5 protein-coding genes are annotated in these 6,468 nt (G+C 64.3%); all 5 read right to left on the reverse strand.

Annotation, left to right across the window (positions count from 1 at the left end; translation table 11 throughout):
• Nucleotides 1–235 precede the first annotated feature (235 nt).
• A complete protein-coding gene (gene rfbC, locus Q8R75_RS12520) occupies nt 236–787 on the reverse strand; it encodes a dTDP-4-dehydrorhamnose 3,5-epimerase (RefSeq protein WP_305614280.1) in 552 nt (183 codons plus the stop codon).
• Entirely contained in the window at nt 787–1,668 is an 882-nt protein-coding gene (gene rfbA / locus Q8R75_RS12525) for a glucose-1-phosphate thymidylyltransferase RfbA (RefSeq protein WP_305626117.1), read from the reverse strand. The genes rfbC and rfbA overlap by 1 nt, the downstream gene beginning before the upstream one ends.
• A 51-nt stretch (nt 1,669–1,719) precedes the next feature.
• Complete coding sequence (gene rfbD, locus Q8R75_RS12530; protein ID WP_305614278.1) at nt 1,720–2,613, reverse strand: dTDP-4-dehydrorhamnose reductase; 894 nt, start codon at nt 2,611–2,613, stop codon at nt 1,720–1,722.
• Entirely contained in the window at nt 2,610–3,680 is a 1,071-nt protein-coding gene (rfbB, locus tag Q8R75_RS12535; RefSeq protein ID WP_305614277.1) for a dTDP-glucose 4,6-dehydratase, read from the reverse strand. The genes rfbD and rfbB overlap by 4 nt, the downstream gene beginning before the upstream one ends.
• Nucleotides 3,681–4,619: 939 nt before the next feature.
• A partial coding sequence (gene cysN, locus Q8R75_RS12540; protein ID WP_305626500.1) for a sulfate adenylyltransferase subunit CysN occupies nt 4,620–6,468 on the reverse strand: 1,849 nt, incomplete at its 5' end.

Consider the following 6,468-nt stretch of genomic DNA (forward strand, 5'->3'; position numbering starts at 1 on the left):
GTGTTGCCCTTCGTAGGAGCGGACCCCGTCCGCGATGCGCACGTCGAGCATGCGATGTTGCGTGTTCGGAGACCGGATCGCCTGCAGGGGCGGAGCGGGGATTTCGGCGAGCACCGCTCTCCGCCCGCAGAGCCGGCCGGCCATGCAGGGCCGACCGTGGGACGGCTCCTACGAAAACCGCGACGGTGTTGCCCTTCGTAGGAGCGGACCCCGTCCGCGATCACAGTGTCCGCGATCAGAGATCGGCGAACACCTCGCACTCGGCCAGCGGCTTGCCGGCGATGTCCTTGGGGGACAGCAGGGGCGGGCCTTGCAGCGACCACTCGACGCCGACTGTCGGGTCGTTCCAGGCGAGGCTGCGCTCGTGCTCCGGCGCGTAGTAGTCGGTGGTCTTGTACAGGAAGTCTGCCGACTCGCTCAGCACGTAGAAGCCATGAGCAAAGCCGGCTGGCACCCAGAACTGCCGGTGGTTTTCGCCGCTGAGTTCCACGCCGTACCACTTGCCAAAGGTGGGTGAGCTGCGGCGCAGGTCAACGGCAACATCGAACACCGCGCCCTGCACCACCCGCACCAGCTTGCCCTGCGGCTGGCTGACCTGGTAGTGCAGGCCGCGCAGCACGCCTTTGCCGCTGCGCGAGTGATTGTCCTGCACGAACGACACATCGAGCCCGGTGGCCTCGCGGAACGCGCGCGCGTTGAAGCTTTCCATGAAGAAGCCGCGCGCGTCGCCGAACACCTTGGGCTCAAGCACAAGCAGGCCGGCGATACCCGTTTCGACCACCTTCATCAGAACACCCTCTCTTCGATGATGCGCAGCAGGTACTGGCCGTAGCCGCTCTTGGCCAGCGGCGCGGCGATGCGCCGCAACTGCTCGTCGTCGATCCAGCCCTGCCGCCAGGCAATCTCTTCCGGGCATGAAATCTTCAGGCCCTGACGCTTTTCCAGCGTCTGGATGAATTGCGCCGCATCGATCAGCGAGTCGTGCGTACCGGTGTCGAGCCACGCATGGCCGCGGCCCATCACCTGCACGTCGAGCGCACCGCGTTCGAGATACACGCGGTTCAGATCGGTGATTTCCAGCTCGCCGCGCGGCGACGGCTTGAGCGCCTTCGCGATCTCCACAACCTGCTGGTCGTAGAAGTACAGCCCGGTGACCGCATAGCGGCTGCGCGGCTTGGCGGGCTTTTCTTCCAGACTGATGGCGCGCCCGTTGGCATCGAACTCGACCACGCCGTAGCGCTCCGGGTCGTTCACCCGATAGGCGAACACCGTGGCACCCGCAGTGCGCGCACTGGCCGCCTTCAGGTCGTCGGCAAACTCGTGGCCGTAGAAAAGGTTGTCACCCAGCACCAGGGCCGATGGCGCATCGCCGACGAAGTCTTCGCCGATGATGAAGGCCTGCGCCAGACCGTCCGGGCTGGGCTGCACCGCGTACTCGATGTTCATGCCCCAGCTCGAACCGTTGCCCAGCAACTGCTCGAAGCGCGGCGTGTCCTGCGGCGTCGAAATGATCAGCACATCGCGAATTCCCGCCAGCATCAGCGTGCTGAGCGGGTAGTAGATCATCGGCTTGTCGTACACCGGCATCAGCTGCTTCGATACCGCGATGGTGACCGGATGCAGCCGGGTGCCGGAGCCACCGGCAAGTACGATGCCTTTGCGTGTCATTCGATGTCCTTGCGTGTCATGGTGTGTTCCTGAATTCAGTTCGGAGGATGTTCAGAGGATTTCGGCCAGCATGCGATCGACACCCAGCTGCCAGTGCGGCAGCACCAGCCCGAACGTGTCGTGCAGCTTGCGCGTGTCGAGGCGCGAATTGAGCGGTCGCGCAGCCGGTGTCGGGTAGTCGGACGTGGGGATCGGCAGCACGGCGTCTGCGCTCACCCTGATGTCGTGCCCGGCCGCCCGCGCGCTCTCGATCACGTGCATCGCGTAACCGTGCCACGACGTTTCGCCCGCGGCGACGCAGTGGTACAGGCCGGCGAGCTGCGGGTTGTGGCGCAGCGCGCGCGCGGTGTGCGCGGTGATGTCGGCCAGCAGTTCGGCGCCAGTCGGCGCACCGATCTGGTCACTGATCACCGTCAGCCGGTCGCGGTCTTTCGCGAGTTTCAGCATGGTCTTCGCGAAGTTGCCGCCGCGCGCGGCATACACCCAGCTGGTGCGCAGGATGAGATGGCTGGCACGCGACGCCGCAATGAGTTGTTCGCCTTCAAGCTTGGTGCGGCCATACACGCTGAGCGGGTTGGTCTGCGCGGTTTCGTCGCGCGGTGCCTCTCCGCTGCCGTCGAACACGTAATCGGTCGAGTAGTGGATCAGGTGCGCGCCCAGCGCGGCCGCTTCGACCGCGATGCGCCCGGGTGTGGTGGCGTTGAGCATGCGCGCCAGTTCGGGTTCGCTTTCGGCCTTGTCCACCGCGGTATGCGCGGCGGCATTCACGATCAGGTCGGGCGCCACCTTGCGCACGGTGGCGGCGATCGCGTCCGGCTGGCTGAAGTCGCCCGACAGCTCGCCCTCGCTGTCGAAATCGAGCGCGATCACATTGCCCAGCGGCGCCAGCGCACGCTGCAATTCCCAGCCGACCTGACCGCCCTTGCCGAACAGCAGAATCTTCATGTGCCCTGCCCCGCGCCGTACTGCTGCGTGACCCAGTCGCGATAGCCGCCGCTCAGCACATTGCTGACCCAGGGCTGGTTGTCGAGATACCAGCGCACCGTCTTGCGGATGCCGGTATCGAAAGTTTCCGCCGGCCGCCAGCCCAGTTCGCGCTCGATCTTGCGCGCGTCGATGGCGTAGCGGCGGTCATGGCCCGGGCGGTCCTTCACGTAGGTGATCAGGCGCTCGTAGGGGCCGGCCGCGTCCGGCTGAAACTCGTCGAGCAGCGCGCACACGGTTTTCACGATGTCGATGTTCGGCTTCTCGTTCCAGCCGCCGATGTTGTAGGTCTCGCCCAGCCGGCCGCGCGCCAGCACTTCGCGAATGGCCGAACAGTGGTCCTTCACGTACAGCCAGTCGCGCACCTGTTGCCCGTCGCCGTACACCGGCAGCGGCTTGCCGGCCAGCGCATTGACGATGATCAGCGGTATGAGCTTTTCCGGGAAGTGGAACGGGCCGTAGTTGTTCGAACAGTTGGTGGTGACCACCGGCAAGCCGTAGGTGTGGTGCCAGGCGCGCACCAGATGGTCGCTCGCCGCCTTGCTCGCCGAATACGGGCTGTTCGGCTCGTAGGCGTGGGTTTCGGTGAAGGGCGGGTCGGTCGGGCCGAGCGAGCCGTACACCTCGTCGGTGCTGACATGGTGAAAGCGGAACGCCGCCTTTTCCTCACCTTCCAGCGAACCCCAGTAGCCGCGCGCCGCTTCGAGCAGCGTGAAGGTGCCGGTGACATTCGTCTGCATGAACGCACCCGGGCCGTGGATCGAGCGGTCGACATGCGACTCGGCCGCGAAATGCACGAGGGCACGCGGGCGGTGCGCCGACAGCAAGCGGTCGATCAGATCACGGTCGCAGATGTCGCCATGAACAAAGACATGGCGCGCATCGCCATCAAGCGACGCAAGGTTTTGCCGGTTACCGGCATAGGTCAGCGCGTCGAGCGTGACAACCGGCTCATCCGATCCGGCCAGCCAGTCGAGAACGAAGTTGCTGCCGATGAAGCCGGCACCGCCGGTGACGAGTAGGGTCATGGTCGTTTCCACACAATGTTGCATTTCAGCATATCGCACCGAATTGAGCGTTCGATGACAACCCGGCGGGATTGAGTGACAAACCCCTCAGGTCGCGCAATTTTGTGTACCGGCAAAGCCGGCCGATTCAGCAAGCCGCGAGGTTTTTGTGGGAGTGGCGATGTCGCCGCGATGGGCGCTGCCTTTCAGTGGGTGCGGCGATCCACTGCTGGCCCTGCATGGCCAGCCGGCTCTGCGGGCGGCAAGCAGTACTCGCAGCCCCCATCACCCGAAACAAGCCTTCGTACAGCGATGCATATCGTCGGCCGCCACCAATTCTTCAATCGCGAACCCGCACAAGCGTCAGAGGGTGGTCGTCCGCCACGACCTCGACATCGACTTCAAGCTCCCGTCGGTGCACCGTAAGCGTCCCGCCGCCGCCGTATCCCCTTCCATGATCCAGCTCGCAATCATCGCGGGCACTTGGGCACCTGCCGATGTGCAAGGTCCGTGTTCGCAATCAATGGATCGCTCCTACAACAGCGCGATCCATCCGCGCCCCAGCCCCGAAGATCAAGTGACGCCAGGCAGAAGCGATCCATCCGCGCGCCAGGCCCGAAATCACGTGACGCCGCGTAGGAGCGATCCATTGATCGCGAACCGGCGCGTTGATCACGCACCTGCCGATGTGCAAGGTCCGTGTTCGCGATCAATGGATCGCTCCTACAACAGCGCGATCCATCCGCGCGCCAGGCCGGAAAATTACGTGATGTCAGGCAGGAGCGATCCATCGCGTGCCAGGCCCGAAAATCACGTGACGTCAGGTAGGAGCGATCCATTGATCGCGAATCGGCGCGTTGATCACGCACCTGCCGATGTGCAAAGTCCGTGTTCGCGATCAATGGATCGCTCCTACAACAGCGCGATCCATCCGCGTGCCCGGCCGGAAAATCACACAGCTCAAACATCGCCAGCGGCGCCGCCCTCGCCGACCAGGATGCCTCGCTCACGCAGGTGCTGCATGATGATGTCAACGGTGACCTGAACGTCCTGCCCGCTCGTATCCACGCGGATTTCGGCGTGCTCGGGCGCTTCGTAGGGCGAATCGATGCCGGTGAAATTCTTGATCTCGCCGCGTCTCGCCTTTTTGTACAGCCCCTTCGGATCGCGCTCTTCGGCCACGGCGATCGGTGTATCGACGAACACTTCGATGAATTCGCCCTCTTCCATCAGAGCCCGTGCCATGCGGCGCTCGGACCTGAATGGTGAAATGAAGGCGGTCATCACGAGCAAACCGGCGTCGACCATCAGCTTCGACACTTCGGCCACGCGGCGGATGTTCTCCACGCGGTCGGCTTCGGTGAAGCCGAGGTCCTTGTTCAGGCCGTGGCGCACGTTGTCGCCGTCCAGCAGATAGGTATGGCGGCCCAGCGCGTGAAGGCGCTTTTCGACCTGGTTCGCCAGCGTCGATTTGCCGGCGCCCGACAAGCCGGTGAACCACAGCACGCAGGGGCGCTGGCCTTTCATCGCGCCGCGCGAGATCTTGTCCACATCCACGTGCTGCATGTGGATGTTGTGCGAACGGCGCAGCGCGAAGCTCAGCATGCCGGCACCGATGGTGGCGTTGCTGATGCGATCGATCAGGATGAAACCGCCGGTTTCACGCACCCGCTCGTACGGGTCGAACGCGATCGGCCGGTCGACGCTCAGCTTGCACACCGCGATTTCGTTCAGGGCGAGCTGCTTCGCCGCGAGATGTTCCAGGGTATTGACGTTCACCTTGTGCTTGATGTCGGTGACCGTGACGGTGACCGTGCGCGTACCGATCTTCATCAGGTAGGCGCGGCCGGGCATCAGTGGTTCGTCCTGCATCCAGACGAGGGTCGCCTCGAACTGGTCGGCCACTTCGGCCGGCGATTCGAGCGTCGAGATCACATCGCCGCGCGAAATATCGACTTCGTCTTCCAGCACCAGCGTGATCGACTGACCCGCGATGGCGCGCGGCAGATCGCCGTCGGCCGTGACGATGCGCTTGACCGTGCTGGTGCGCCCCGACGGCTGCACCCGGATGGCCGTACCCGGCGTGATGCTGCCGCCGGCAATCATGCCGGCGAAGCCGCGGAAATCGAGGTTCGGCCTGTTGACCCACTGCACAGGCAAACGGAACGGGCTTTTCAAACGGCGCTTCTGATCCACCTCGACCGTTTCGAGATACGCCATCAGCGTTGGGCCGTGATACCAGGGCATGGCATCGCTGGGGGTCGTGATGTTGTCGCCCTTGAGCGCCGACATCGGAATTTCGACGATGTCTTCCAGCCCGAGCTGACGCGCGAACTCGCGGTAGTCATCGACGATGCGGCGGAACGTGGCTTCGGAGTAGCCGACCAGATCCATCTTGTTGATGGCGACCACCACCCGCTTGATGCCGATCAGCGACACCAGGAAGCTGTGGCGGCGCGTCTGCGTCTGCACGCCGTAGCGCGCATCGACCAGGATGATCGCCAGGTCGGCAGTCGATGCCCCGGTCACCATATTGCGCGTGTACTGCTCGTGGCCCGGCGTGTCGGCAACGATGAACTTGCGCCGGTCGGTCGAGAAGAAGCGATAGGCCACGTCGATCGTGATGCCCTGCTCGCGCTCGGCCGACAGACCATCCACAAGCAGCGCGAAGTCGAGATCGCCGCCCTGCGTGCCGACCTTTTTCGAGTCGGCTTCGAGCGCAGCAAGCTGGTCTTCGAACAGCATTTTCGATTCGTACAGCAGGCGGCCGATCAGCGTGCTCTTGCCGTCGTCCACGCTGCCGCAGGTG

Source organism: Methyloversatilis sp., from assembly GCF_030696805.1.
Taxonomy (GTDB): Bacteria; Pseudomonadota; Gammaproteobacteria; order Burkholderiales; family Rhodocyclaceae; genus Methyloversatilis.